The organism is Sphingomonas sp. PR090111-T3T-6A, from assembly GCF_000383095.1.
GTDB lineage: Bacteria > Pseudomonadota > Alphaproteobacteria > Sphingomonadales > Sphingomonadaceae > Solisphingomonas.
In genome coordinates, this window is record NZ_AORL01000013.1 from 53,070 (window position 1) to 76,651 (window position 23,582).

Below are 23,582 nucleotides of genomic sequence, written 5' to 3' on the forward strand. Positions count from 1 at the left end.
TCCGGATCAGGCGGCTTCTATGTCGACGACGCCCTGCGTCGCGTAGGCGGGGCTGTCCTGCGGGCGGGTGGCGAGGCGGGCGAACAGGGCGAGATAAGCCGGCGCGCTCCGATGCGCGTCGTAGCGGGCCGCCCAGCGGGCGCTGTCGTCGCGGGGTTCGGGAAGGCGGGCGACCGCGATGGCCAGCGCCATGGCGCCGGGCCCGGCAGCGGAAACGAGGGTGCCGTGCCCGCCCAGCAGCTCCGCCATGCTGGCGCAGCAGTCGGTCGCGATGACGGGGAGGCCGGCGGCGATGCTCTCGACGACGATTCCCGGCACGCCCTCGTAGCGGGAGGAGAGGAGGAGGATGTCGCTCCGCCCGATTGCCTCCTCGACGCTGCCCAGCCCGGGTAGGGCAACGCGGTCGCCCAGCCCGAGCCTTCCCACCAGCGCTTCGAGCCGGTTGCGCTCGGGGCCGTCGCCGAGGATCGTTAGCCGGTCCTCGGGCGCGTGGGCCATGGCGAACGCCTCGATCAGCGTCGCAAAGTCCTTCTGCCGGACGAGGCGGCCGGCGGCGAGGAAGCGTCGCCCCACGCCGCGGGAGGCGCGCGCCGCTTCGCCCGCGCGCACCAGTCTGGCCAGCCTTGCGGCATCGAGCACGGGATTGGGAAGGATGCTGATCCGTGCGGAGGGGAGTTGCAGGATCGCCACCGCCTCGTCCCGCATCGCCGGGGAGAGCGCGATGAAATGATCGATCATGCGCCCCTGAAGGCGGCACCAGCGATGATAGAGAAGGCGCACCGGCCATGGCAGGTCGGACCGTTGGAGATCGTTGCTGATCTTGGCGACCACCGGCGGGCAGCGCCGGCCGAGCCACAGCTTCAGCGCAACCGCCACAACCGTGTAGCTGTTCCCCGGACAGAAGAGGATGTCCGGTTGCTTGTTACGGATGAGGGCCGGCAGCCAGAGCAGCATCCACAGCGTCTCGATCCAGCCGATCGCGAAGGGAGGCCTGGTCAGGAAGAGTGGCGGCATGTCCCGGAGATCCGCGTCGCCGTCGTCCCGGCCGAGCACGATCTGGACGTCCGCCCCGGCGTTGCGCCATGCGCGGCAGAGGCGGAGGGCGGTGCGTTCGACGCCCCCTTCTCCGGTCGTGTGCAGGAAGCAGAGGATGCGGGGCGTGCCGCTCATGCCGCGCCGCCCGCGATCGGAATCGTGCGGGACGGGAGCGGGCGGGATGCGGTTCGCATAACCGCATGACGCCGCCCGATCGATCGACCCGCAGTCGCCGCGTGTCAGAAGGAGAAGGCGGCTCCCAGCCGGATGGTGCGCGGACGCAGCGGCGTGACCTGCCGGCCGGCGGCGACGCCGAACGGATTGCCGAGCGCGAAGATGTTGCGCCGCGCATCGAGCAGGTTGGTCGCGTCGAGCGAGAGGGTGGTCCGGCCGACGGGGGCGGTCAGGCCGAGCGCGACATCGGCATAGCGCCCCTGGCGCAGATCGATCGCCGTCCCCGCGCCGAGCCGCGAGTGGCCGACATAACGGACCGAGGCGCTCGTTTCGATCCGCCGTCCCGCGATCATGAACGTATAGTGCGCGCCGGCCTGCAGGGTCACGTCGGCGATATTGGGGAGCGATGCGTCCTTCTCGGCCGCGAAGGCGGGGGCGGGGTGCGACAGGCTGCTGTCGCTGAGGAATGTCGCGCCTTCGAGGGTCAGGTGCGCGGTGGGCCTCCAATGCCCCTGAAATTCGAGGCCGATGATCCGGCCGGAGCCGATGTTGGCGGTGAACGGCAGGCCGGCCGCGTCGATCAGATCGGCCTGGATGTCCTCCCAATGGGCGTAGGAACCGGCCAGTGTCGCGCCGAAGCGGTCGGCGGCGCTGCCGGTGCGCACGCCCAGCTCCCAGGTGGCGAGGCTGTCCGCCTCGAAGCGCTGGGTGCCGCTCGCCTGCACCGACAGGCCGCCCTGCCGATAGCCTTCCTGATAGCGCCCATAGAAGGAGAGACGCGGGGCCGCCTTCCAGACGATGCCGACGGAAGGCAGCAGGGAGCGGTCATGGCGCCGCCGGTCGTTGTCCGCCTGCGCCGGCATGCGGTCGATCACGTCGCCGACCAGCCGCGTCAGCCCCAGCCGCGCGCCGCCGGTCACGAACCAGCGCCGCGCGAGGCGAAGCGTCGCCTCCCCGTAGAGCGAAGCCTGCTCCACCGTGTTGCTCGTGCCCGAGAGGCTGCCCTCGGCGCCGACCGGCCCGAGCGTGCGGGTCAGCCGATCGGTGCTGCGCAGCAGCTCGGCGCCGGCGACCCAGCCGCCGCCATTGCCGGCGCGATGAGACAGCCGCGTCTCGTTGGTGAGGAGGAAGATCGAATCATCCTCATGATAGCGCATCGGCTGCGCCGGGGAGGGGCTGGCGTCGTAGGTCGAGCCGACATCGTGGAACACCGCCGACGTCGCCGAGACGAAGGTCGTCGCCCCCGCCGTATGGCGGGCGACGAAGCTGACCAGCGAATAATCATTGTCGAAAGGCTGGGCGATGACGCTCCGGCGGGAGAGGGATGGGAGGTCCCGCTCGGTATATTGGCCGTCGAGGCTGTCGATATTCTGGAGGACGCCGCCGAGATCGAAGGTCCAGTCGGGGGCGGGCCGGAAACGGAGCGTGGCGCGGCCGCCGCGGGTCGTCGTCCGGTTGATGTCGGAGCGGCCGCGCGCGGGATCGTCGATATAGCCGCCGTCGACGCTGCCATAGCCTACGGCCCGGATACCCAGCCGGTCGGTCACCAGCGGCAGGTCGACGATGGTGGCTCCGTCGAACCCCGGTGCGCCGCGTGCGGTGATCGAGCCCCCCATCGCGATCGAGAGCAGGCCATGCGACAGATCCGGTGGCGTCGGCACCAGCCGCACCACGCCGCCGAGCGATCCGGCGCCGTAGAGCGTGCCCTGCGGCCCCTCCAGCACCTCCACCGAGGCGATGTCGTAGAGCGCGAGATCGGGATCGGGCGCGCTGTAGTTCAGGCGCACCTCGCCGAGATATTGCCCCACCGTGGCCTGTGTCGGCCCGTTGAAGCTCGAATCCGCCACGCCGCGGATGAAGAGCTTGTTGCGTCCCGGCCCGAGATGCGTCGAGGAGAGGATCGGCAACTGCTCGACGAGCGCATCCGATCCGCGCGCCAGCCGGCCGGGGCGCAGGTCGCCCGGATCGACGAGCGCGACGCTGCCGGCATAGTCGTCGATCGTCTCCGCCCGCTTGCTGCCGGTGACGACGATGGCGGGTTGCATGCCCGACGGGGGCAGGTGCTTCGGCGGGGCGGCGTGCTCGGGGCGGGCGGGGGGCGTTGCGCGCAGGATCTGGAAGGTCTGCGCGTCGATCTGGACGAAGCGCGCCGGCGTGTCCGCGAGCAGCCGGGAGAGCGCCTTCGCGATGCTCATCGTCCCGCGCACGCCCCGCACGGGGATCGAACCCAGCGCATTGTCGGTGAGGCCGATGGTGACGCCCGCCTGATCGCCGATCGCGACGATCGCCGAGCGCAGCGGGCCTGCGGGCACCGCAAAGGCGACGGGGCCGGCCGCCGCCGCGCCGGCGGGCACCGCCACCGCCCCGCACGCGGCGACCAGAACGGCGGGCCTCACCGGGCGGGCAGCGCCATCCGCCAACCGGCACCGTCCCGCAGGATCGCGATGCCCATCACCGCCGACAGCCGCTGGAACATGCGCGGGCGATCCCGATCGATCATGATGACCCCGCTGAAGCGGCGCTGACGGATCGCGCCGTCGACGCTCACGGGCTGGCCGATGCTGCGGGCGAGATCGGCGGCGACATCGGCGAGGACGGCGTCCCGATAGAGCAGCCTGCCCTGTCGCCAGCTTCCGATCGTCTGCGGGTCGGCGTTGCGCACGATCGCGCCGCCCGCCGCGATCCGAACCGACTGGCCGCCATCCAGGCGCAACGCCATGCCTGCCGGATCGACCATCACCGCCCCCTCGCGAACCGCCATCTCGGTGCTGTCGCCGGTGCGTATCACATCGAAGGCGGTGCCGACATCCCGGAAGGTCGTGTCGCCGGCCCGCACCTCGAAGGGATGGGCCGCATCGTGCACGACCGTGAAGAAGGCCTCCCCGCGCTCGACGATGGCGAGGCGGGGCTTCGCCTTGTCGAGACGGATCAGGCTGTCGCCGTTGAGCGCCACCTGCGTGCCGTCGCCGAGCGCCACGGTGCGATGCTCGCCCGGCGCGGTGGCGATCGCATAGGGTTGCCCGCCGCCCGGAAGCAGCGCCGGAATCGCGACGAGCCCCGCGATCGATGCGGCTGCTGCAAGGCCCAGCCCGGCGGTCCATCGCCGCCAGCCGACGGCCGGCGAAGGCGCCGTGGCATTGTCGTTGACCGGCATGGCCGGCGCGGGCGCGCGCGCCGGTTCGAGTCCCTCCGCCGCGTCCTCGATCAGCAGCGAGGCCGTATCGAAGGCCTCCGGATTGGCCGGATCGCTCTCCAGCCAGAGGGCATGGCCCTCCCAGTCCGCGAAGTCGGGGTCCTGGATGCGGCGCACCCAGTCGAGCGCCTGTTCGTGGCGCTGGCGCTCAGCGGGCGTCATCCTCTGCCTCCCTGTTGGCGGGATCGGCGGCGCTGTCCTCGACATAGCGCCGCTGTGCCGCCGCGACGGCGCGATAGGCGCGCTGGAGATGCTTTTCCACGGCGCTGACCGTGATGCCGAGTTCGTCCGCGATCTGGCGCTGGGGAATGCCCTCCACGCGATATCGCCTAAAGATGAAATCGGCGCGCGTGCCGAGCGCCGACAGCGCGAGGTCGACATGACGGAGCCTGTCGCGCGCGATCAGCGTGCGTTCGGCGCCCGGCGCGTCGTCGCTCATGCCGTCCGATCCGCGAATGGCCTCATGATAGACCTGCTCGCGGCCCTGCCGCCGTGCCGCGCTGCGCCGCCGATCGAGCATCAGGTTGTGCGCCATGCGATAGAGATAGGCGAGCTGATCCTGGATCGCGGCGCTCTCGCTCCCGGCATCCAGCTTGATCCACAATTCCTGAAGCAGATCGTCCGCCTCGTCGCCGGCACCCCGGGCACGCAGATAGCGCAGCAGGGCTGGGCGATGGATCATGAACATCTCGGCGAGCGGTCCTTCCGCCATGCCGCTCCTCCCGCCCGTACCCGACAGGCGCGCAGAATAGGCGCGGGTGGTGCCGGCGGTAAAGCGGGTGACCGTGGCCATCAGAAGCGGGTTCGCAGGAAGATCGACAGGCGATTGTCCTGCCGGCGGCCGCTGCCGATCCATGCCAGGTCGTCCTTCGCAATGGTTTCCGAGCGTGTCTCGATCCCGAGCATAGGCGCTTCGCCGGCATCGTCGCCGATCGGAAGCAGGGCCAGCGCGGCTCGCACGCCGCTTTCGTGCAGTGGCGCTCCATTGGCGAGTTCCGCCATCCGTTCGGCGCCGTTCGCGGCGTTCGTTCCGCTGGTCTGATGCCAGCCGAGGCTGAACCGCCAGCGATCGTCGTGCAGCCACGCCATCTCCATCGTGCTGGACGAGGTGGACAGATGCGACCGCGCGACGAGCCATGGCGGTTGTGCCTTCTTCGCGAAGGATTGCGCGAGCCCCACCGACAGGCTGTTTCCAACCGTCACCGGCCAGTCGAGATGGAGCCCGAACGCCCATAGCCTGGCGCTGGTGACGCCGTCCGTGGTCAGGCGCTCGTGGAGTCCGTCGATGGAGGCGGCGGCATCGCCGAGATCGAACGCGACGCTGCGCCGGCGCACATGAGAGCCGTCCCCGCCGATCATCGACCACGGATCGGCCATCGACGATGCATGGAGCGTCGCCCGGGCATCGGGCAGGGGCGTCCATCGCGGCTGGGCCGGCATGGGCAGCACGGCCTCCAGCGACCATCCGCTCGTCGACGCAGGCCATAGCGGCCCCTGCGCGCGGAGCGGAGTGGCGAAGGCGGTCATCATGATGAAGGCGGCAACCCAATGCTCGATCCTGCCCATGGCTGTTCCCCCGGTCGTCGCCAGCCTCTCGGCCGCCGACGGGGATAAGACGCCGGCTGCCCCCCGGACCCGCAGTCGGTTTGCGCCGATGCACCGGGCTGCGGATTCCGCGATCGGCCGACGTCTCGCTTTGCATCGGGTGAGGGTGACGGATGTCGATCGGGATCGGATATCGGATGAGTGTAGCAGCGATGCTGGCGGTCGCGCCGGTCCGCCCCGCCGGGCTGACCGTCGACTATCGACTCTCGCGGAGCCGCGCCAATGGGTGAGTATCTCCTGAAACGCCCGAAACGGCGTGTCCCGACCGCCTGTGGCTGGCCGGACGAGCAGCTCTGCCTTTATCGCATCGCGATCGCCAGATTGCTGATCTGGGCGATGCGCCGCAACGCGTAGGCGGCGCGCTCGCTCAGGCGGTCTGGATGGCGGAAGACGGTGTGAGCGCCACCTCGTCCTCCTCCTCGCTGAGCTGGCCGAGTTCCCCGCTGGCGCGCGCCTTCCGGCCGTAGACCACCTCGAACAGCGGCGATGTCATCAGCGTCGTCACGATCGCCATCACCACCAGCATCGAGAACAGCGCCGGCCCGATGACGCCCTTCTGAAGGCCGATATTGATGATGATCAGCTCCATCAGCCCGCGCGAGTTCATCAGCGCGCCGAGCGCCATCGCCGTCGGATTGTCCTGCCCGGTGAGGCGGGCGGCGCCCCAGCAAGCGACGCCCTTCGCGGCGACCGATCCGACGAGGATGACCGTGGCGATCGCGGCGAGGCTCCAGCTGTTGACCATGGTGAGCTGGGTGTTCAGCCCCGAAAAGGTGAAGAACATCGGCACCAGCAATCCGACGGCGAAAGGTTCGAGCTGCTTGCGGATTTCGCGGGTCAGCAGCCCGCGCGGCATGGCGACGCCGAGCAGGAAGCCGCCGAACACGGAGTGCAGGCCGGCGCCGTCCATCGCCCAGGCGCTCAGCATGAACAGCATGAGGACGATGGCGAGGATCGGCGGCGTGACCTTGCCCTCGCGCTCCGCCCGGCGGGCGAGCGGGGCGAGCAGCTTCGGCCCCAGGCCGATCATGAACAGCGCGAACAGCCCGCCGCCGGCAATCGCCTTCATGGCGACGCCGGGGCCGCCGCCGAAGCTCGCCAGCACGATCGCGAGCACCGTCCAGGCACCGGCATCGTCGATCGCGCCGGCGGACAGCGACAGCGAGCCGAGCGGCGTTCTGGCAAGGCCGCGCTCCTGGATGATCCGCGCCAGCACGGGGAAAGCGGTGATCGAGATCGCGGCGCCCATGAACAGCATCGCCTGAGGCGGGGTGATGCCGGCGCCGAACAGATGCAGGTTGAGGAGCCACGGGGTGAGCGCGATCGCCACCAGAAAGGGGGCGATCATGCCGGACAGTGAGACGGCCACCGCGCTCCGGGCATTCAGCCTGAAATGATCGGTGCGGAAGCCGAGGCCGACGAGGAACATGTACAGGCCGACGCCGAGCTGGGCGCAGACATAGAGCACCGGCCTCGTGTCTTTGGGGAAGACCATCTCCTGCACGCCGGGCGCCAGCAGGCCGAACAGCGACGGCCCCAGGATCACGCCGGCGATCATCTCGCCCATCACCTGCGGCTGATCGAACAGCCGCTTCATCGCCCAGCCCGTCGCGCGGCAGGCAGCGAGGATGACGAACATCTGCATGAAGAAAGCGACGCTCAATTGAGCCAAGGTCATGCCCCACTCCCGATATCGCCGCTTCCGGACAGCGCTGACATCGCTGGTCCAGCCGGGCGGATTTGTCGTCAGAGAGGCGAAACCGATCGGGGCCGGCAAGTCATTTCAGGCCGGAAAACCGCCTTGCCGGCACGATTTTTGACCGGAGACAGCGACCTGTTGCGGAGGGGGCACAAGGTAGTAACGTGCCTACATTAATGAATGCCGATCATGGCCCGTCCATGCGATCAGCGGGGGGCGGAGTCGGGCCTCGACTGGCGATAGAGATACGCGGCGCTGGCGAGATCCTGCACGATCGAGCCGAGGGATTTGTAGATCGTCACCTCCCCGGCATGGCGGCGGCCGGGTGCCGTGCCCGCGAAAACCGCGCCGATCTCGGGCAGGACATGCGCCTCGTCGATGAGGCCCGCCTCCTTCGCCTTCAGATATTCCGCACCCTGCGCCAGCACGCCCTCGCGATGATCGGGGAAGAAGCGGGCGCGCCGGACGAGCGCGCCGTCGATCTCCACGGGCCCTGCGCGGCTCGATCCCACGAGATTGATGTGGGTGCCGTCCGCCACCTCGTCGCTGTGCAGGATGGGCTCGCGCGCGGCGGTGGTGGTGCAGAGGATGTCGGCATCGCGCACCGCATCGGCCGGGCTGGAGGCGATGTCGACGGGGAGCGAGGTCGCCTCCGCGATCCGGGCCGCGAGCGCCTGCGCCTTCTCGGCCGAGCGTCCCCACAGCACGATCCCGTCGAGCGGGCGGACATGGCGGATCGCCAGCGCATGTTGCCAGGCCTGCTCGCCGGTGCCGAGGATGGCAAGGCGGCGGGCGTCGGCGCGCGCCAGCGCATCGGTCGCGGCGGCCGACGCGCAGGCGGTGCGGATCGCCGTCACCTCGCCCGCGTCGATGACGCAGACCGGCGCGCCCGTCTCCCGGTCGAACAGCAGGATCGCGCCCTGATGCGAACGGCCGTGTGCTGCGGCGGAGGGGAAGACGCTCACCACCTTGGCGCCGAAGCCGGCCCCCTCCATCGCGCCCGGCATCACGCCGAAGGCGTCGCCGCCGCCCAGATCGATGATCCCGCGCAGCAATTGCTGCGTGCGCCCCTCCGACAGGGCGATCATGGCATCCCGCATCAGCCCGATGCAGATGCGATGATCGAGCCTGCGCGCGACCTCTTCCGCTCCGATGACGATCATCCGTTCAGGCGCCCCATATGGTTTCGGCATAGCGCAGGAAGTTCTGCCCCATGATCTTCTCCACCCGGTGCGGCGGATAGCCCTTCGCCTCCAGCAGGCGCGCGAGCTTGCGGAACTGGTCCGGCCCGCGCAGGTCGACGACGAAGGGATAGGTGTCCGGCCGCTCGCCCGCCGCGCTGATCCCCGCCGCACGGCGTTTGGCGATCTCCTGGGCGAGCGCAGCTTCATAGGCGTGGAGGTCGTCGATCTGGGTGACGCTTCCGTCGGTGCCGATGCCGACATGATCCTCGCCGCAGACATTCACCGCATGATCGATATGCGCCACCACATCCTCTGCGCGGGCATGGCCGGAGGCGTTGAGGAACGGCATGAAATAGATGCCGACGAAGCCGCCCCGCTCCGCCACCAGCCGCAGTTCGGCGTCGGTCTTGTTGCGCGGCAGATCGACCAGCGCCCGGCAGCCGGTGTGGTTGATCGAGATCGGCGCGCGGGAGGCGCGGGCCGCCTCCAGGCACGTCCGCTCGCCGCTGTGCGAGAGGTCGACCATCACCCGCCGGTCGTTCGCCCTTGCGATCACCTCGTGGCCGAAGGGCGTCAGGCCCCGGTTCTCCGGCGCCATCGACCCGTCGCCGATCTGGTTGGCGGGGTTGTAGGTGAGCTGGAACACGCGCACGCCCAGATCGGCGAAGATGTCGACGCGGGTGGCGTCCTTCCCCATCATCGCGCCGTTCTGGAAACCGTAGAGCAGGCCGATCCTACCCTCCGCCTTGGCACGGCGGATGTCCGCGACGGTGAGGATCTTCGTCACGTCGCGGGCATGGTCGCGGATCAGCCGGTCGGTCGCGGCGATGTCGCGGACGCTCGCTTCGAAGGGATCGTCCGGCCCCGAGACATAGCCCAGCGTGACGTTGACCATGGTGAGGCCCGACGCATGGGCCTCGGCCAGCACGCGCGGGCCGAGATCGGGGACGAGGCTGTCCGACGGATGGTTGGGGTCGCCAAGCCCGCCCAGCGCATTCACGACGATCCAGTTCCTGATCGGAGCCTCTGCGGGAGAGGCGGCGACCGCCGCGGAAGCCGCCTCCAGCGCCATCGTCCCGGCGGCAAGCGTCATGAAATCGCGTCGGTCAATCGTCATCGCCATCCCCCATTTCCGTGCGCGTGGTCGGCCGGTAATCGCTGCGGGGATAGGCCCGCCCGCGCTTCACCACCCTGTCGATCTTGCGGATATTGCCGATGTCCGCCAGCGGATCGGCGGTGAGCACCACGAAATTGGCGAGCTTCCCCGGCTCGACCGAGCCCATGTCCCGATCCTGCCCGGCCGCGCGTGCGCCGATCAGAGTGGCGGAACGGATCACCTCAAGCGGCGGCATCCCGACATCGCGGGCGAGGAAGACGAGTTCGTCATCCACCTCGGGCCAGTCATGGTCGGGGCCATGGCTGTTGTCCGTGCCGGTGGAGATGGGCACGCCTGCCTTCCAGGCTTGTCGGGTGAGGCGGGTGGTCGTCGACCCGGTGCAGCGCAGGGGCTTGCGATCGGGGTGGGCCTTGCGCTCGGTATCGTGGCGCACGAACAGGCTGCCGGTGGCATCGAGAATGGTGCCATGCTCGCGCATCGCCTTGTACAGGCCCGCGATTACCGGATCGTCGCCCTTCGCCGCCAACAGGGCCTCATGGACGGGCGTGTGATCCTCATAGGAGGCGAGCATCACCGGCTCGACCTGATAGGCGAGATAGCAGACGTGGCTCACCGTATCGACGCCGGCTGCGATCACGTCGGCGGGGCGGGTGGGGAACACCGCGCTGTGCGCCCAGACCAGGATATGCTGGCGATGCGCTTCCTCGGTGATCCCCTTGACGAGGGAGGCGGGCAGGTCGGCGTAGATCTTGATCGCCGTCGCCGAGGTTCCGCGCGCGAGCGTCACGGCGGTGCGCAGGTCGGTCCGGTCGTCGATCGCCTGCATCCAGGGCGCGGCGCCCGGCTTCACGCCGAGGCTCGCCTGCTGGACGCGGGGGTCTTCGAAGAAGGGCGGGCCGGCCATCAGCGCGGCATAATAGATGTCGGGCGCGGGAATCTCGCCGGCCAGCGCCTCGCGCGCGAGTTCGCCTACGGAACGCAGATCGTCCGCCATGTCGCGCACGGCGGTGACGCCGCCATAGAGATTGCGCCGCAGCACCGCTTTGGCGCGCGCGGCATCGGGCGGCGTGGCGAGATGGACATGGCTGTCGATCAGGCCGGGGATGATGAAGCGTCCGGTCGCATCGACCCGCTGCGCAGAGCCGGCCCCGGCGATCGTCCCATGCGGTGCGACCGCGGCGATGCGCTGTCCGCGCACGAGAATGTCCTGATGCGGGCGCGGCGGTGCGCCCGTTCCGTCGATCACGGTGGCATCGCTGTAGAGCGTGGCGCCGTCCCCCGCCGCCGCGACGGCAGCCCCTGCGAACGTCAGACCCAATGCGCACAACGAGATGCCAGACAGCAGACGAAGAAAACCCCTTCCCGATATCCCCACGATATTCTCCCGCACGGTCCCCCAAGCCTGTTTGATAGTCATCGCGCCTGGATCGCAAGAGGCGCGGAGATTTCATGACGTCCGGGGAATAGGTCGGCCGGTGCCGGGTCGTGGATCATAGACGCCCGGAGCTTAAGCCGTGCCGAGGCAGAGCTTGCCGCTTGCTTCCCCATCTGCTCACTTCAACTTGACGGTGGATGAGCTGCGATGGAGCGATGACGGGCCTCGCCTCAGTGGCCATTCTTTCACGGCGAAAGGGCGATGTGAGCAGGGCGAAACTGGTCCTGCATTATGCACGGCGTGCCGCGACGGGCTGGTCACCGGTGAACGAGCCGGGTTAACCATGCCTCAGTGCGATGACGTTGGATAGCGTAACCCATATGGCTCCACGCCATGACTCGTCGCCCGGTGAGGCGCTGGCCTCGCTTTCCCGGAACGGTTTTGCCGTTGTCGAGGATATCTTCTCTCCGGATGATCTGCGCGAGGCGGAGGCTTTGCTGGACCAGCTGTTCCGGGAGTTCTCCAGCCTCCAGCAATCCCGGCGGCGCGGGCAACGCATCGTCGCGCGCGACATGGCGACCGCCGCGGGCGAGGGGATCGACCAGCCCGAGATTCTCTATGCCGCCTCGCTCAACCCGGCGCTGGAGCGCACCTCGCTATTCCGTAAATGTACCGCATTTGCACAGTCCATGACCGGACCGGTTACACGCGCCTTCGATCATGCGATCGTGAAAAGCCCTTTCAACATGTCGGTCACCCCCTGGCATCAGGATGCGGCGCTCACCCGTTTCCGCCATCTCCCGCGATTTCTTCGCGGGGACCGGCTGCATTTCTGGATACCCCTTCAGGACGCCACGCCGAGCAACGGCTGCATGGAGTTCGTGGCGGGCAGCCATCGGCAGCCGTTGCTCAAGCACGAATCCTTCATCCGTGCGCGTGGGGACAGCGGATGGGCCGCGAGCCCCGGACCGGACGCGCCGCGCGTCGCCTGTCCCGTGCGTGCCGGCGGGTTCACGATCCACACGCCGGGAACGCTCCATTATGCCGGCCGCAACGAGACGGCCGCGAGCCGCAAGGCGTGGATCATCCATTTCAGCCGCTTCGGCAGCCTGGAAATCGCACTCAAGCGCATGTTGAGCAGGGTTCCCGCACCCTTGCCGGGTTTGGCGGCGTCCGATCGGCGCGGTTATTGACGCGCGGGAATGAAAGCGGGAATCGCCATGTCGTGGCCGTGTGCCGCAAGATATCCGTCGGTTTGACGGGATCATCCTGTTGTCGAGTCCCTTGAAGCTCCACCGAGGGCCTGTCTCTCGCAATTCGACGTGCTTGAGCGATGTTGACGATTGATCGCGAAAAGTTCGTCCATTAATTCTGCGTTCAATCAGTGCAGGATTTCGTGAAGTTTGTAGGCGGCTTTTCTTGTATGGCTGTCTTTGCATCTATTCTGTGGGCAGCGATGTGAGCGGCGCTCAAGCGCTTGTCTCGGGCGCGGAGCCGTGCGAATGGCGATGCGTTGTGTCAAGTGAGGTATGATGAGGTTCCCCAACATCTTTCGGGGGCTGATGGGGAAGCCCAAGCCCCCGGAGCCGCCTGAGCCGAGCGAGCATGAGAAGCTCGAAATGCTGGTCGCGTTGCTGAACGACAAGTTGCAGCCGAACATCAATGCCCTCACCATGCTGACACGCAACATCGATCTGATGGCCCTCAACATCAAGACGATGGGCTATGACCTGGCGCGATCGATGTCGGCCGCGCTCCCGGTGCGCACCGAAACCAGCGCGCGCCATGTCGGGCTGTATTGCAAGCCGTCGACGCAGGCGGACATCGAGAGCGACTGGCTGGCGCACTGGTGCAGCGAACTCAAGATCCCCGTGCTGTTCCACCGGAAGCTCTGGGAACTCGCCTATGTCCTGCAGGCGGTCTACGAGAACGGGCATCTCCAGGCGGGCAAGCGGGGCCTCGGCTTCGGATGCGGGAGCGAGCCTTTCGCGAGCTATTTCGCGTCCCACGGCGTGGAGGTGATGACCACCGATCTGCCGGCGGACGACAGCCGCGCCATGGACTGGTCGAACACGCGCCAACATGCCGCGGAGAAGGAAGCGGCCTATCACCCGGCGCTGGTGGACCGGGAGAGCTTCGACCGCCTCGTCGATTTCCGTGCGGTCGACATGAATGCCATTCCGGACGACCTGGGCGGGTATGATTTCTGCTGGTCGATGTGCGCGTTCGAGCATCTGGGATCGATCCAGCAGGGGCTGGATTTCGTCCGCAATTCGCTGAAGACGCTGCGGCCCGGCGGCATGGCCGTGCACACCACCGAATTTAACATCAATCCCAACGGCCCGACCGTCGACAATTGGCCTTCCGTGCTGTTCCAGCGCCAGCATTTCGAGCAGTTGGCGGAGGAGCTTCGCGAGGAAGGGCACCAGGTCGCGCCCTTCGATTTCGACCCGGGCGACAAGCCGCTGGATCGCTTCATCGATCTGCCGCCCTGGCAGGACGGCGCGCTGGAGGCGATCAGCGTCGGCCTCGGCCAGCCCTATCATCTGAAGGTCGGCATGGACGGCTTCATAACCACCTGCTTCGGCCTGATTATCACCAAGGCCGGCTAGACCCCGAAGCCGTCAGGCGTCGAGCGAGCCCTGCCCGACGCCGGCATGGGCCTGCGGTTCGGGGCGGAGCAGGTGCCAGGCGAGCAGCACCGGCTCCAGCAGCGCCATGCCGATCAGGATGCCGGTCAGCCGGTCCCAGGCGGGGGCCGTCGCGGTGTGGAGATAGCTGTCGGGCACGAGCGTGACGAGGATCGCCAGCGTGAACTGGGTGCCGGTATAAGCGAGGCAGGTCTTCCCATTCTCGATATGGCGGCCGATCAGCACGCCGAGCGCGGTTCCGAGGATCAGCGCGGGCGGGCTGCCGTGCGCCACGATCACCATCGCCCCGGCGAGCGTTGCGCCCGCAAGGCAGCCCGCCATGCGCTGGAGGAGGCGGTGGCTGACCGTCGCGAAGCTCGCGGCGCCCATGTTGGAGATGGGGACCAGCATTACCGCCATGACCGTGATCGCGCTCTGCGCCAGCTCGGGGATGTGCAGCCACGCCCAGAGCCAGGGGATGAGCGCCAGCGTGAGCGCCGCCTGACCGGCATGGCGGGCGGCATTGGGGTGCCAGCCGCCGGCCATCTGCGGCGCCGGACTGGGCCCCGCCGGCCAGCGCCGCCGCGCCGTGACCTGGGAGATCAGATTGACGATCAGGCAGGCGACGGTGCCGGCCACCACCTCCAGCAGCCGCGTTTCCACGAATTCGCTGACCATCCGGCTATGATGCTCGATGCTGTCGAGCAGGATCATCTCGAAGGTGAGGCCGACGAACAGCCACGCATAAGCGCGCCGGTGGGTCAGCGCGCCATAGAGCGTGATCCCGCCGATCGACGCGGCCGCGATCGACGTCAGGATCGACGAATGCGCGACCATCGGCACCAGCAGCCATGCGATGCCCGCGCCCAGCCCCGTGCCGATGATGCGCAGCGCTCCGCGGACGAGGCTCTCCGACAGCCGGCTGCGCATCACCATATAGCCGGAGAAGGCCGCCCAACTCACGTTCCGTGCACCGATCAGATGCGCGAACAGGATGGCGAGCAGCACCGAGAGGATGCACTCCACCTCGTCGACCAGCCGCGGCCCCGGCGTCACGAGCGCACGCATCTCGGCGGCGAGGCGGCGGACGAGGGGTGGCGCGGACGGCATCACAAGCCCGGCCATAGGATGCCGCCGCGCGCCGGCCAATGGCGAATGCTATCGCAAAATCGGGCGCCGCTACCAGCCGCTCCGGATGTGCCAGCCCTCAGTGCACGCCGGCCGTCGCGAAATCCCCCGCCGAGATGGTCGCGGCGGAAACGCCGTCCAGCTTGATCGCGCCGTCCAGCGCAGTGCTGCCGGCCTGCTCGTAGAAGAGATAGGTGTCGGAGCCCACCTGCACCGCCGCGATGCCCGGAGTCGCGCCGTGGGCGGCCAGCAATTGCAGGGCCTCCGCGCCCGCCGCGTTGGCGGTGGAGGCCGTGCCGTGGGACACGTCGCTCACCGCGAAGGGCAGGGCGATGTGGTCGGTGCCGTGCGCGAAGTCGGTGATCTCCTGATAATAATGACCTCCGGCGACGGTCGCGATCGTCGCCGAGCCGAGGGCACTGAAGTCGAACAGGTCGGCCCCGTCGCCACCGGTCATGATCGTGACGTGATCTGCGCCCAGGCCGGCGACCAGCGTGTCGTCGCCGAGGTCGCCGCTGAGCATGTCATGGCCGTGGCCGGCGAGGATCTGATCGTTACCCTGTCCGCCGCGCAGCAGGTTGTTGCCGGTGGCCGCGTGGGCGTCGATCACGTCGTTGCCCAGATTGCCGTTGGCGCTGTTGGCGCCGGCGCCGTTCAGCACGATCTGGTCGTTGCCCTGTCCGCCCTGCACGCGGTTGCTTCCCGTGCTCCCGTCGAGGCCAACAGTGATGACGTCATTGCCGGCATTGCCGTTGATATAGTTGGAGCCCGCGCCGACCGTGATCGTGTCCGCGCCGTCCACCGTGCCCTGCGGGGCAGTGGGGGCGTTGCCGTAGATATGGTTGTTGCCGTCTCCCGCGACGAGATGGTCGTTGCCGCCACCGCCGAGCAGATAACTGGAGCCGGAGCCGACCGTCACAGTGTCGTCGGCGTCCGTGCCTTGCAGGAAGAAATCCTCCGCAGACGTCGAATGGTCGATGATCTGGCCTGGGATGACATCGGCAACGATGGTATCCGCGTGCCCGCCGCCGAAGAGCTGGATGAAGGTGGTCGACGCCGCGCCATAGCTGCCGTCGGTGATCAGGCCTTTGAAGTCGGCATTGGAATCCCAATAGATTTCATAGGCCGGGTTGTGGCTGTCGAACCACTGCTTCACCAGTTGCAGATACTGGCTGGCATCGGGCGAGTTGACGCCCCACTCGCTATAGGCGGTCTGCTTGCCGTGGTTGGCGGCGAAGTCTTCCAGCCATTGCAGGCCATAGCTGGTGTTCTTGTAGTAGTTGAACGCAGAAACCGGGTCTTTCGTGCTCCAGCTCTGGGTGGAATCCCAGTAGAAGTCCGTGCCGACATAATCGACATAATTGTCGCCCGGATAAGCCTTGGCGACATCGGTGCCGGTCTGGCCGTTCGCGACGTTCCACTCGAACTTGAAGTTCGGCGCGACCGAGCGGAAGGCGTCGACGAAATTGCGATAGGCCTGCGCGAAGTCCGCTTCCTGACCCTTGGCGGCCCAGGGGAACCAGTTTCCGTTGAACTCCTCGCCGGTGCGGACGACGATCGGGTTCTGCGTGCCATAGGCCGCGACCAGCGCCTTGGCGGCCTGCACATAATAGCTGTCATACTGGTGCGAGGCGGCGGCTGCGAGATTGCCGCCGTTGGCGAACATCGGGATCGACCAGCGCACGTCATGGCCGGCCGTCACGCCTGCCATGTTGCCGATTTCCCACTTGATGCTGCCGATCCAGTCGGACCAGCTCGCACGGCCTGTCTGGAGGGCCACCATGTCGACAGGGCCGCCAAGCGCCGTCTCCGCCGTCGTCAGGTCCGACGGCGTGTTGCCGATATACAGTCCTTTGAGATACATGTCCGTCCGCTCGAAAATTTGAGCTTTCTCTGCCGTCTGGACGGTGCAGACGTCCTTTCCATATATGGTTAATGTCGCATTAGGTACGGCGTTTTGCGGCGAGTTGAGTGGAGATTAGAAGAATAGGTCCGGTGATCTTCTGAAGATCGCGCATAAAATGTTACGCATCCGTTTTAATGTCATCGAATCACACTTTGAATGGATGTGAAGAAGTGGATCTTAACTTGTGTAAAGTCCCTGAATTTCTTGGGTTGTGTCGCGAGAATGCCTCGCGGCGGACGCCCGCCGCGAGGAGGAAAGGCGCTAGGAGCGACGCTTGAGGCGCCTCCAGCCGATCCAGACGCCGCTCACAGAGGTGACGAGACCGACGGCGGACAGGAGCCAGAGCAGCGCATCCCACAGCGGCCGATGGAGCGTCAGCAGATTCAGATCCCATTTGTGCAGGAGATCGAACAGCCAGCGATAGGCGCGGCCCCGCGCGTCGAGACGTTCGAGGATTTCCCCGGTCCCGGGATCGACATGGAGCCACGTCCGCGCCGGATCGTCGAAGCGGAGGCGCAGCACGGGCAGGCGCGGAAGACCGCCGACCTCGTACCAATAGGCATCGGGCGCGGTCAGGCGCTCCGCCCGGACCAGACGGCCTGCGGGGACGAGCGGACCGGCAGCCCGCTCGATCGCCGCTTCTTCCTGCGGGGCAGGCGCCAGCGTCGCGGCGTCCCGCACGTCGCGCGTGCCATCCGCACGGAAGATCGAGAGCCTCGGCAGGCCGGCCTCCGTCGTGACCTGCACCATCCGCGCGCCGGCTGCGACCGGGCGCAGCCGTTCCAGTGGAATGGCTGGCAACGGCACGCCGGCATAAAGACGCATCGCCGTGTCGGAGGTCTCGCTCTCGCGAAACAGCCGCCCGGGGTCGACCGACAGCCAGCCGCTGAAAATCCATGCCAGCAGGAACAGCCCGCCCACCATGCCCGCGACATGATGCCAGAGCATCCAGCCATGATAGGGCGTCATCCGTCCGTGCTGGAAGCGTCGTCGTCCGATCCGGGTGCGCAGGATACCGATCCATATCCCCGCCAGCGCCGCCGCGATGCAGGGGCCGGACACCCAGAGCACCACCTGCCGCCACGCCGCCCCGTCCTGGCGCAGCACGGTCGGGTAGAGCCAGTGCGGCACCGATCCCAGCCAGTTCCAGAACCGTTCCGACCGCGTCGTGGACTGCACCACGCCCCCGGTGGAGGAGGAGACGTACAGCTCCGTCCTCGCCCGGTTGTCGAGACGGGCCTTCCAGAGCGGCCGGTGGCGGTCGAAGCCGCCCGCGACGGTCCACTGATCGCGCTCGACCGTCTCGACGCCCGCCACCGGCGCATGGCCGAAACGACCCGCGACCCGCGCGGCCAGCGCCGCATCGACGGGTGCCAGCCGCGCGCCCTCCGTCGCGGCGACCGTTCGCCGCGTGCCGTCCAATTCGGTGACGCGCCAGACGGGCACGCCGTCGCGCATCTCGAGCGCGAGGCTCTCGGGCGGATGGGCGTGGTCGACGGGAGGCGGCACGGTCACCGCCTTCCAGTCGATCGGGTCCGCCCCCGCCAGCCTTTCGGCCGGCGAGAGCGAGGGGTAGGGGACGTAGATCATCACCAGCCCTGAGACGAACCACATCGCGAACAGCAGACAGCTCGCAATGCCGATCCAGCGGTGCGTCAGGTACAGCCAGCGCCGGGCCACGCGACCCGGCGACGGCCGCCTCCGCGCGGCCTCAGAAGCCGGCACGGAGCGTCACGTCCACCGAGCGCGGACGCCCGAGGATCCATTGCTGATCGTTATAGGTGGTGGTGGCGTAATCCTTGTCGAGCAGGTTGGTGACATGGACGTCGAGCGCCAGCCGCTGCGTCAGCGCATAGGAGAGGGTGGCGTCGACGGTGGCATAGCCGGGGATGCGGAACTGATCGGCGTTGTCCGAATAGGTCCGCCCGACATAACGAAGGCCAGCGCGCGCCTGGAGCTTGCGTGTGGCGTTCCAGCGCAGCCAGAGGTTGGCCGCCGTCTCGGGCACGTTGGGCGGCGTCTTGCCGTGATAGTCGATCCCGCCGGAGAGGAAGTCGTCGAACCGCGCGTCGAGGACGGTGCCGTTGGCGTCGATGCCGAAGCCTCGCGGCAGGTCGAGCGAGACGGCCGCTTCGATCCCCTTGGCCGAGCGCTGGCCGACCTGCTCGATCGGGCTGGTCAGCGTCTGCTGGGCGAGCAGATGCTTCTTCACGATGCGATAGGCGGCCAGCGTCGCCGTGCCGTGGCCATGGAGGAAGCTCGCCTTCGCGCCGACCTCCACCTGATCGCCGGTGGCGTTGCTGAACTGCACCTGCCCGGTGGAATAGGTGGTCAGCGTGCCGAGCGGGTCCACGCCGGTCGCATATTGGGCGTAGAGCGAGACGGTCGGGATCGGCTGGTAGACGCCGCCCACGCGCCACGTCGTGTTGTGGAGCCGCTTGTCGAGCACGAAGCTCTCGGTCCGGCCGTCGCCCGCCGGATAGTCGATGGTCCAGCGGCGGATCTGGTCATGCTCGTACCGCACGCCGCCGACCACCGAGAAATGCTCGCCGAACTTCAGCCGGTCCTCGGCGAAGAAGGCATATTCGTTGGTCCGGGTGCGATAGCGCGGCGCCATGCCCTGCGTGTCGAGGAACAGGCCCGGATCGAACTGGTGCGGATCAACCTCGCTCTCCTGCACGTCCGAGCCGAAATCGTTGGAGTAAGTGAGCTTGATCACGTTCACGTCGAAGCCCGCGACGAAATCGTTGCGGATGCCGTCCGCGATCGGCGTCTTAAGCGTGACGCTGCCCTGATCGCCCCACTGGGTCTGGTCATGACCGATGCCGAGATTGTCGGTGCGGAAGATGCTGCCCGGCGTCGCCGGATCGCCATTATAGCCGTTGGGGCAGAAGCCGTCCGCGCCGACCCAGCAATAGCTCTCCAGATCGCGCCACGCGCGCTTGCTGGTCAGGCGATAGGCCTGATTGGTGAGGCTGATCGTATCGGAGGGCGTCCAGTCCGCCTGAAGCGTGGTGCGATTGTCCTCGAAGCGGATATGCGCGTCGGCGACGTTGTAGTTGCGGTGGCGGATCGAGGTGTCGAGATGGCCGTCGATCAGCGGCGTGCCGAAATATTTCATCGGATGCTGATCGCCATAATCGTCGCGCGCGGTGAGCACGAGCGTGTCGGTCGGCGCCCAGCGCAGCGTGCCGGAGAGGGCGAGGCTGTGCGATCCGCCGCGATCGACATAGCCGTCCGACCGGCGATAGCTGGCGTCGACGCGGTAGGAGAGACGCTCGTCCACCGGCCCGCCGACGCCCGCCGCGACATGGAACGTGTTCTGCGAGCCGTAGCCGATCTCGCCCTCCGCCTCGGTGCGGCGGGTGTTGGGCTTGCGCATCAGCACATTGACCGCGCCGCCCAGCGCGCCCTGCCCGTAGAGCACGGAGGCAGGTCCGCTCAGCACGTCGATGCGATCGACCATCCACGGATCGGTCGGGAAGGTGATCGTCCCCGCCGCCGGGAACAGCCGCACCCCGTCGACGAGCTGGAGCACCGAGCCCTGCCCGTTGAACCCGCGCGCGGCAAGCGCGGTGCCGCCATTGCCGAGGTTCGCGACGCTGGTGATCCCCGGCGCGCGGCTCTCGGCCTCGACGATGGAGAGGTCGCCCCGCGCGCGGATCGTGTCGCCGTCGAGCACGGCGATGCTGGCGGGCGTTTCGAGCGGGGTGAGGTTGAGGCGACTGCCGGTGCTGTCCGGCGTGGTGAGCGCGGCCTGCTCGGACTGGCCGACGACGAGGATGCCGTCCGGCGCCGTCTCCGCATGGAGCGGCGTCGCGGCGAAGGGCAGCAGGAGGGTGGAGGAAAGCGCAAGGCGCGTATTGGCAAACGACATCGTTCAGGTCCCGGGCGTCAGGCGAACCGGCCGGGGCCAAACCGCGTGACGCGGCGGCGATCGCGCCCGCCGGACGCCATCGCGGCCGACACGACTGCCCATGCGGCCCCCACCGCACACGTCGTCGCTCGACGGAAAGACTACCGTGCCTCGGCCATCCCCTGGACCAGGCAAGAGCGACCAGACGCCGGCAGGTCTCCTGGCTCACGGGTCATCGCGTCGATGCATGGCCTTCCCAGGCCTCGCATGACTTAGCGTCCGGCCCAGTGGCTGCCCCTCGTCGGAGGAGGAGCGATATGCATCGCGCTCACCGCTTACAGTTGCAGGGACAGCCTCGGATTGGGGCGGCGAACCACCCGCACCGCGTTCCCTATTAAGCCCCTCCCGGGGCACCGGCGCGATCTTGCGGACCCGAAGGCCCGCGAGCCCGTCGTTATCGGGGCCGTATCGGCAGCGCAACCGTCTTCGCGAAATGTCCTCGCGGATTGGAGGCTCGCTTGATAGGATGCGCCGGCGTATCCGGAACCACCGAGTCCAGCGAAGGGGGCGCCCCATGGCCGCCGCACCGGACGATACGAAGCTGCACGCGTTCATCGGCAAGATGCTCACCGATCTGGGCGGCGGGATGAGCGTCCCGACCGTCCGCATCGGGCTCCGGCTGGGCCTGTTCGACGCGCTCGAACGCGAGCCCGCGACGGCCGGCGAACTCGCCGCGCGGGCGGGCGGGCTGCACGAGCGCTATGTCCGCGAATGGGCGCTGGCGCAGGCCGCCAACGGCTATCTCGACTATGACCCGGCGAGCGATCGCTTCAGCCTCTCGCCCGAGCAGGCGATGGTGTTCACCGTGCGCGACAGCCCGGTCTATCTCGCCGGCGCTTTCGACATAGTCGCGGCGATGATCGAGGCGGAGGGCAAGGTGGAGGAGTGCTTTCGCCATGGCACCGGGGTGCGCTGGGGCGATCATGCCGGTTGCCTGTTCTGCGCGACGGGCGCCTTCTTCCGGCCGGGCTATGTCAACAATATCGTCCAGAACTGGATACCGGCGCTGGCGGGTGTCGAGGCGAAGCTGCGCGGCGGCGCGCGCGTGGCGGACGTGGGCTGCGGCGTCGGCTTCTCGACGCTGCTGATGGCCGAGGCCTATCCCGAGAGCCGCTTCACCGGCTACGACTTCCACGAGCCCTCGATCGAGGAGGCGCGCCGTCACGCCGAGGCGCATGGCCTCGCCGATCGCGTCCGCTTCGAGGTCGCCAAGGCGAAGGAGATAGCCGAGGGCAATTACGACCTCGTCACCATGTATGATTGCCTGCACGACATGGGCGATCCGGCCGGATGCGCCTCCCATATGTGGGATATCCTCGCCGAGGACGGGACGTGGATGATCGTCGAGCCCATCGCTGGCGACACGCCGGGCCAGAATATGAACCCGGTCGGCCGCCTCTATTACAACGCCTCGACGATGATCTGCGTGCCGACCTCGCTCGATCAGGAGGTGGGCGCGGCGCTGGGCGCGCAGGCGGGCGAGGCACGGCTCGGTGCGCTGATCCGGGAGGCTGGGTTCGCAAGCGTGAGGCGGGCCACCGAAGGCCCGTTCAACATGGTGCTGGAGGCGCGCTGAGGGGCAGTCAGGCGAGGGTGAGGTAGATTTCCGCCTCGATCATCCATTCGCCGCCGATCTCGCGCCACTTCGCGCTGTAAGCGCCCGAGGCGAGCGGCTGGCCGGTCGCGGCGGCAACACCCTGCCACTGGCCTTGTTCGAGGGCGATCGGCTCGACGGGAGAGACGAGGATACTCTCGGGCGTGCGCGTATAGACCGGGCGCTCGGCGGCGGCGAACTCGCGCTTCCAGGCGAGGAGCTGCGCTTTGCGGCCGGAGAGGAGAGCGCTGTCCGTGCCCGCCACGAGGACGGCATTCGGCGCGAGCAGCGGGCCGATGGCGTTGAGGTCTCCCTCCGCCAGCGCGCGATTGAAGGCGGCGCGGCGCAAACGGATGGCGAGATCGGCGGGGGAGGCCATGGAGAGGCTTTCGGCAAAGGGACGTCCGCCGTTCCGATACCGTCCTGCCTGTCTCCGGTGAAGAGGCGCTGTCAGAGCGTGAGCGAGGCAGCCAATGCCCGGAACTTCGCCACGTCCTTGTCGAAATAATAGAGCGCCGGCGCCTCGTAGGTCGCCATATAGAGCTGCCCGCCTATGATCGCGCCGAAACCCTCGCCCTTGCGCTCCACCTCGTCGTCGGCGCGCGTGAGGCTGTAGGCGAAGTGGATGCCCTTGTGCCCGGCGACCAGCGCCGGCTCCTGCGCGTCGATCTGCATATGGTCCACCGCGAACTGGCTGCGATAGGTCGATTCCAGCAGCGCGGGGATGTCGGTGATGAGCATCGTCGTCGAGACATGGGGCAGCGGGGTCTGCCGCTTGTGGACCTCGCGCATCAGCGGCCGCCCCGATCCGATCGCGGCGAAGAAGGTGACCTTGTTGAGCGCGTCGCCGTCGATGGTCCAAATCTCGGTGTGCGTGCCGTCATTGCGACGAAGCTTGTTCCATTCGGTGACCGGCGTTGCCGACAGTTTCGATCGCGCGATCGCGCCGTGCGGGCCGGGCAAGACCAGCGTGTTGGCGAGCAGCACGGGGCTCAGCAGCGCAAGAGCGGCGATGGCTTTCATCGG

General features: G+C 68.0%; 19 protein-coding genes and 1 riboswitch. Of the genes, 4 read left to right on the forward strand and 15 right to left on the reverse strand.

The window, feature by feature from the left end:
• Positions 1–6 precede the first annotated feature (6 nt).
• The 5 genes from ST3T6A_RS19475 to ST3T6A_RS0106440 all read right to left on the reverse strand — a co-directional run bounded on the left by ST3T6A_RS19475 (position 7) and on the right by ST3T6A_RS0106440 (position 5,968).
• The gene (locus tag ST3T6A_RS19475) at positions 7–1,170 is read right to left on the reverse strand and encodes a glycosyltransferase (protein WP_019832083.1); all 1,164 of its coding nucleotides are present in this window, start codon (positions 1,168–1,170) and stop codon (positions 7–9) included.
• 104 nt (positions 1,171–1,274) lie between these two features.
• Positions 1,275–3,605 carry a TonB-dependent receptor gene (locus ST3T6A_RS0106425; protein WP_026359496.1) on the reverse strand — a complete coding sequence of 777 codons (2,331 nt, stop codon included), beginning with the start codon at positions 3,603–3,605 and terminating at the stop codon, positions 1,275–1,277.
• Positions 3,602–4,564, reverse strand: coding sequence for a FecR family protein (locus tag ST3T6A_RS19480; RefSeq protein ID WP_019832085.1), 963 nt, complete (start codon positions 4,562–4,564; stop codon positions 3,602–3,604). Before ST3T6A_RS19480 ends, ST3T6A_RS0106425 begins: the two co-directional genes overlap by 4 nt.
• Positions 4,551–5,195 (reverse strand): RNA polymerase sigma factor, encoded by a 645-nt coding sequence (locus ST3T6A_RS19485; RefSeq protein WP_235785745.1) that lies wholly within the window; start codon positions 5,193–5,195, stop codon positions 4,551–4,553. Before ST3T6A_RS19485 ends, ST3T6A_RS19480 begins: the two co-directional genes overlap by 14 nt.
• Complete coding sequence (locus ST3T6A_RS0106440) at positions 5,195–5,968, reverse strand: hypothetical protein (protein ID WP_019832087.1); 774 nt, start codon at positions 5,966–5,968, stop codon at positions 5,195–5,197. The genes ST3T6A_RS19485 and ST3T6A_RS0106440 overlap by 1 nt, the downstream gene beginning before the upstream one ends.
• Positions 5,969–6,229: 261 nt before the next feature.
• Here ST3T6A_RS0106440 and ST3T6A_RS22125 point away from each other — a divergent pair, with 261 nt between their 5' ends.
• Positions 6,230–6,361, forward strand: coding sequence for a hypothetical protein (locus tag ST3T6A_RS22125; RefSeq protein WP_019832089.1), 132 nt, complete (start codon positions 6,230–6,232; stop codon positions 6,359–6,361).
• 13 nt (positions 6,362–6,374) lie between these two features.
• Here the strand turns inward: ST3T6A_RS22125 and ST3T6A_RS0106455 are convergent, their stop codons facing one another.
• From ST3T6A_RS0106455 to ST3T6A_RS0106470, 4 genes are all read right to left on the reverse strand, one after another.
• Entirely contained in the window at positions 6,375–7,685 is a 1,311-nt protein-coding gene (locus tag ST3T6A_RS0106455) for a cation:proton antiporter (RefSeq protein WP_019832090.1), read from the reverse strand.
• A 227-nt stretch (positions 7,686–7,912) separates the two neighbouring features.
• Positions 7,913–8,869: an ornithine cyclodeaminase family protein gene (locus tag ST3T6A_RS0106460; protein WP_019832091.1), complete on the reverse strand. Its 957-nt coding sequence runs from the start codon at positions 8,867–8,869 to the stop codon at positions 7,913–7,915.
• Between the two features lie 4 nt (positions 8,870–8,873).
• Positions 8,874–10,007 (reverse strand): dipeptidase, encoded by a 1,134-nt coding sequence (locus ST3T6A_RS0106465; RefSeq protein ID WP_026359485.1) that lies wholly within the window; start codon positions 10,005–10,007, stop codon positions 8,874–8,876.
• Complete coding sequence (locus ST3T6A_RS0106470) at positions 9,997–11,325, reverse strand: amidohydrolase family protein (protein WP_019832093.1); 1,329 nt, start codon at positions 11,323–11,325, stop codon at positions 9,997–9,999. Before ST3T6A_RS0106470 ends, ST3T6A_RS0106465 begins: the two co-directional genes overlap by 11 nt.
• A 437-nt stretch (positions 11,326–11,762) precedes the next feature.
• Here ST3T6A_RS0106470 and ST3T6A_RS0106475 point away from each other — a divergent pair, with 437 nt between their 5' ends.
• Together ST3T6A_RS0106475 and ST3T6A_RS0106480 are read left to right on the forward strand one after the other, a co-directional pair.
• Positions 11,763–12,575, forward strand: a complete 813-nt coding sequence (locus tag ST3T6A_RS0106475) for a phytanoyl-CoA dioxygenase family protein (protein ID WP_019832094.1) — start codon at positions 11,763–11,765, stop codon at positions 12,573–12,575.
• A 369-nt stretch (positions 12,576–12,944) separates the two neighbouring features.
• Positions 12,945–13,994, forward strand: a complete 1,050-nt coding sequence (locus tag ST3T6A_RS0106480) for a class I SAM-dependent methyltransferase (protein ID WP_051103402.1) — start codon at positions 12,945–12,947, stop codon at positions 13,992–13,994.
• Between the two features lie 12 nt (positions 13,995–14,006).
• On the opposite strand, the gene ST3T6A_RS0106485 is transcribed toward ST3T6A_RS0106480, so the two are convergent.
• The 4 genes from ST3T6A_RS0106485 to ST3T6A_RS0106500 form a co-directional block, all read right to left on the reverse strand.
• Positions 14,007–15,137 (reverse strand): FUSC family protein, encoded by a 1,131-nt coding sequence (locus ST3T6A_RS0106485; RefSeq protein WP_019832096.1) that lies wholly within the window; start codon positions 15,135–15,137, stop codon positions 14,007–14,009.
• Between the two features lie 82 nt (positions 15,138–15,219).
• A complete protein-coding gene (locus ST3T6A_RS20780) occupies positions 15,220–17,004 on the reverse strand; it encodes a glycosyl hydrolase (protein ID WP_019832097.1) in 1,785 nt (594 codons plus the stop codon).
• 303 nt (positions 17,005–17,307) lie between these two features.
• Entirely contained in the window at positions 17,308–18,726 is a 1,419-nt protein-coding gene (locus ST3T6A_RS0106495; protein ID WP_019832098.1) for a PepSY domain-containing protein, read from the reverse strand.
• A gap of 31 nt (positions 18,727–18,757) precedes the next feature.
• Complete coding sequence (locus ST3T6A_RS0106500) at positions 18,758–20,923, reverse strand: TonB-dependent receptor (RefSeq protein ID WP_019832099.1); 2,166 nt, start codon at positions 20,921–20,923, stop codon at positions 18,758–18,760.
• Positions 20,924–21,095: 172 nt separating this feature from the next.
• Positions 21,096–21,335: riboswitch (cobalamin riboswitch) on the reverse strand.
• 141 nt (positions 21,336–21,476) lie between these two features.
• On the opposite strand from ST3T6A_RS0106500, the gene ST3T6A_RS0106505 reads away from it, so the two are divergent.
• Positions 21,477–22,538: a class I SAM-dependent methyltransferase gene (locus ST3T6A_RS0106505; protein ID WP_019832100.1), complete on the forward strand. Its 1,062-nt coding sequence runs from the start codon at positions 21,477–21,479 to the stop codon at positions 22,536–22,538.
• 7 nt (positions 22,539–22,545) lie between these two features.
• Here the strand turns inward: ST3T6A_RS0106505 and ST3T6A_RS0106510 are convergent, their stop codons facing one another.
• Entirely contained in the window at positions 22,546–22,935 is a 390-nt protein-coding gene (locus ST3T6A_RS0106510; protein WP_019832101.1) for a nuclear transport factor 2 family protein, read from the reverse strand.
• Between the two features lie 71 nt (positions 22,936–23,006).
• Positions 23,007–23,579, reverse strand: coding sequence for a hypothetical protein (locus ST3T6A_RS0106515; RefSeq protein ID WP_019832102.1), 573 nt, complete (start codon positions 23,577–23,579; stop codon positions 23,007–23,009).
• Positions 23,580–23,582: the final 3 nt, after the last annotated feature.

Bases quoted from the DNA above. Each gene is read 5' to 3' on its own strand.
- ST3T6A_RS19475 (WP_019832083.1), bottom strand. From the start codon at position 1,170: ATGAGCGGCACGCCCCGCATCCTCTGCTTCCTGCACACGACCGGAGAA.
- ST3T6A_RS19480 (WP_019832085.1), bottom strand. From the start codon at position 4,564: ATGACGCCCGCTGAGCGCCAGCGCCACGAACAGGCGCTCGACTGGGTG.
- ST3T6A_RS19485 (WP_235785745.1), bottom strand. From the start codon at position 5,195: ATGGCCACGGTCACCCGCTTTACCGCCGGCACCACCCGCGCCTATTCT.
- ST3T6A_RS0106440 (WP_019832087.1), bottom strand. From the start codon at position 5,968: ATGGGCAGGATCGAGCATTGGGTTGCCGCCTTCATCATGATGACCGCC.
- ST3T6A_RS22125 (WP_019832089.1), top strand. From the start codon at position 6,230: ATGGGTGAGTATCTCCTGAAACGCCCGAAACGGCGTGTCCCGACCGCC.
- ST3T6A_RS0106455 (WP_019832090.1), bottom strand. From the start codon at position 7,685: ATGACCTTGGCTCAATTGAGCGTCGCTTTCTTCATGCAGATGTTCGTC.
- ST3T6A_RS0106460 (WP_019832091.1), bottom strand. From the start codon at position 8,869: ATGATCGTCATCGGAGCGGAAGAGGTCGCGCGCAGGCTCGATCATCGC.
- ST3T6A_RS0106465 (WP_026359485.1), bottom strand. From the start codon at position 10,007: ATGACGATTGACCGACGCGATTTCATGACGCTTGCCGCCGGGACGATG.
- ST3T6A_RS0106475 (WP_019832094.1), top strand. From the start codon at position 11,763: ATGGCTCCACGCCATGACTCGTCGCCCGGTGAGGCGCTGGCCTCGCTT.
- ST3T6A_RS0106480 (WP_051103402.1), top strand. From the start codon at position 12,945: ATGGGGAAGCCCAAGCCCCCGGAGCCGCCTGAGCCGAGCGAGCATGAG.
- ST3T6A_RS0106485 (WP_019832096.1), bottom strand. From the start codon at position 15,137: ATGGCCGGGCTTGTGATGCCGTCCGCGCCACCCCTCGTCCGCCGCCTC.
- ST3T6A_RS20780 (WP_019832097.1), bottom strand. From the start codon at position 17,004: ATGTATCTCAAAGGACTGTATATCGGCAACACGCCGTCGGACCTGACG.
- ST3T6A_RS0106500 (WP_019832099.1), bottom strand. From the start codon at position 20,923: ATGTCGTTTGCCAATACGCGCCTTGCGCTTTCCTCCACCCTCCTGCTG.
- ST3T6A_RS0106505 (WP_019832100.1), top strand. From the start codon at position 21,477: ATGGCCGCCGCACCGGACGATACGAAGCTGCACGCGTTCATCGGCAAG.
- ST3T6A_RS0106510 (WP_019832101.1), bottom strand. From the start codon at position 22,935: ATGGCCTCCCCCGCCGATCTCGCCATCCGTTTGCGCCGCGCCGCCTTC.
- ST3T6A_RS0106515 (WP_019832102.1), bottom strand. From the start codon at position 23,579: ATGAAAGCCATCGCCGCTCTTGCGCTGCTGAGCCCCGTGCTGCTCGCC.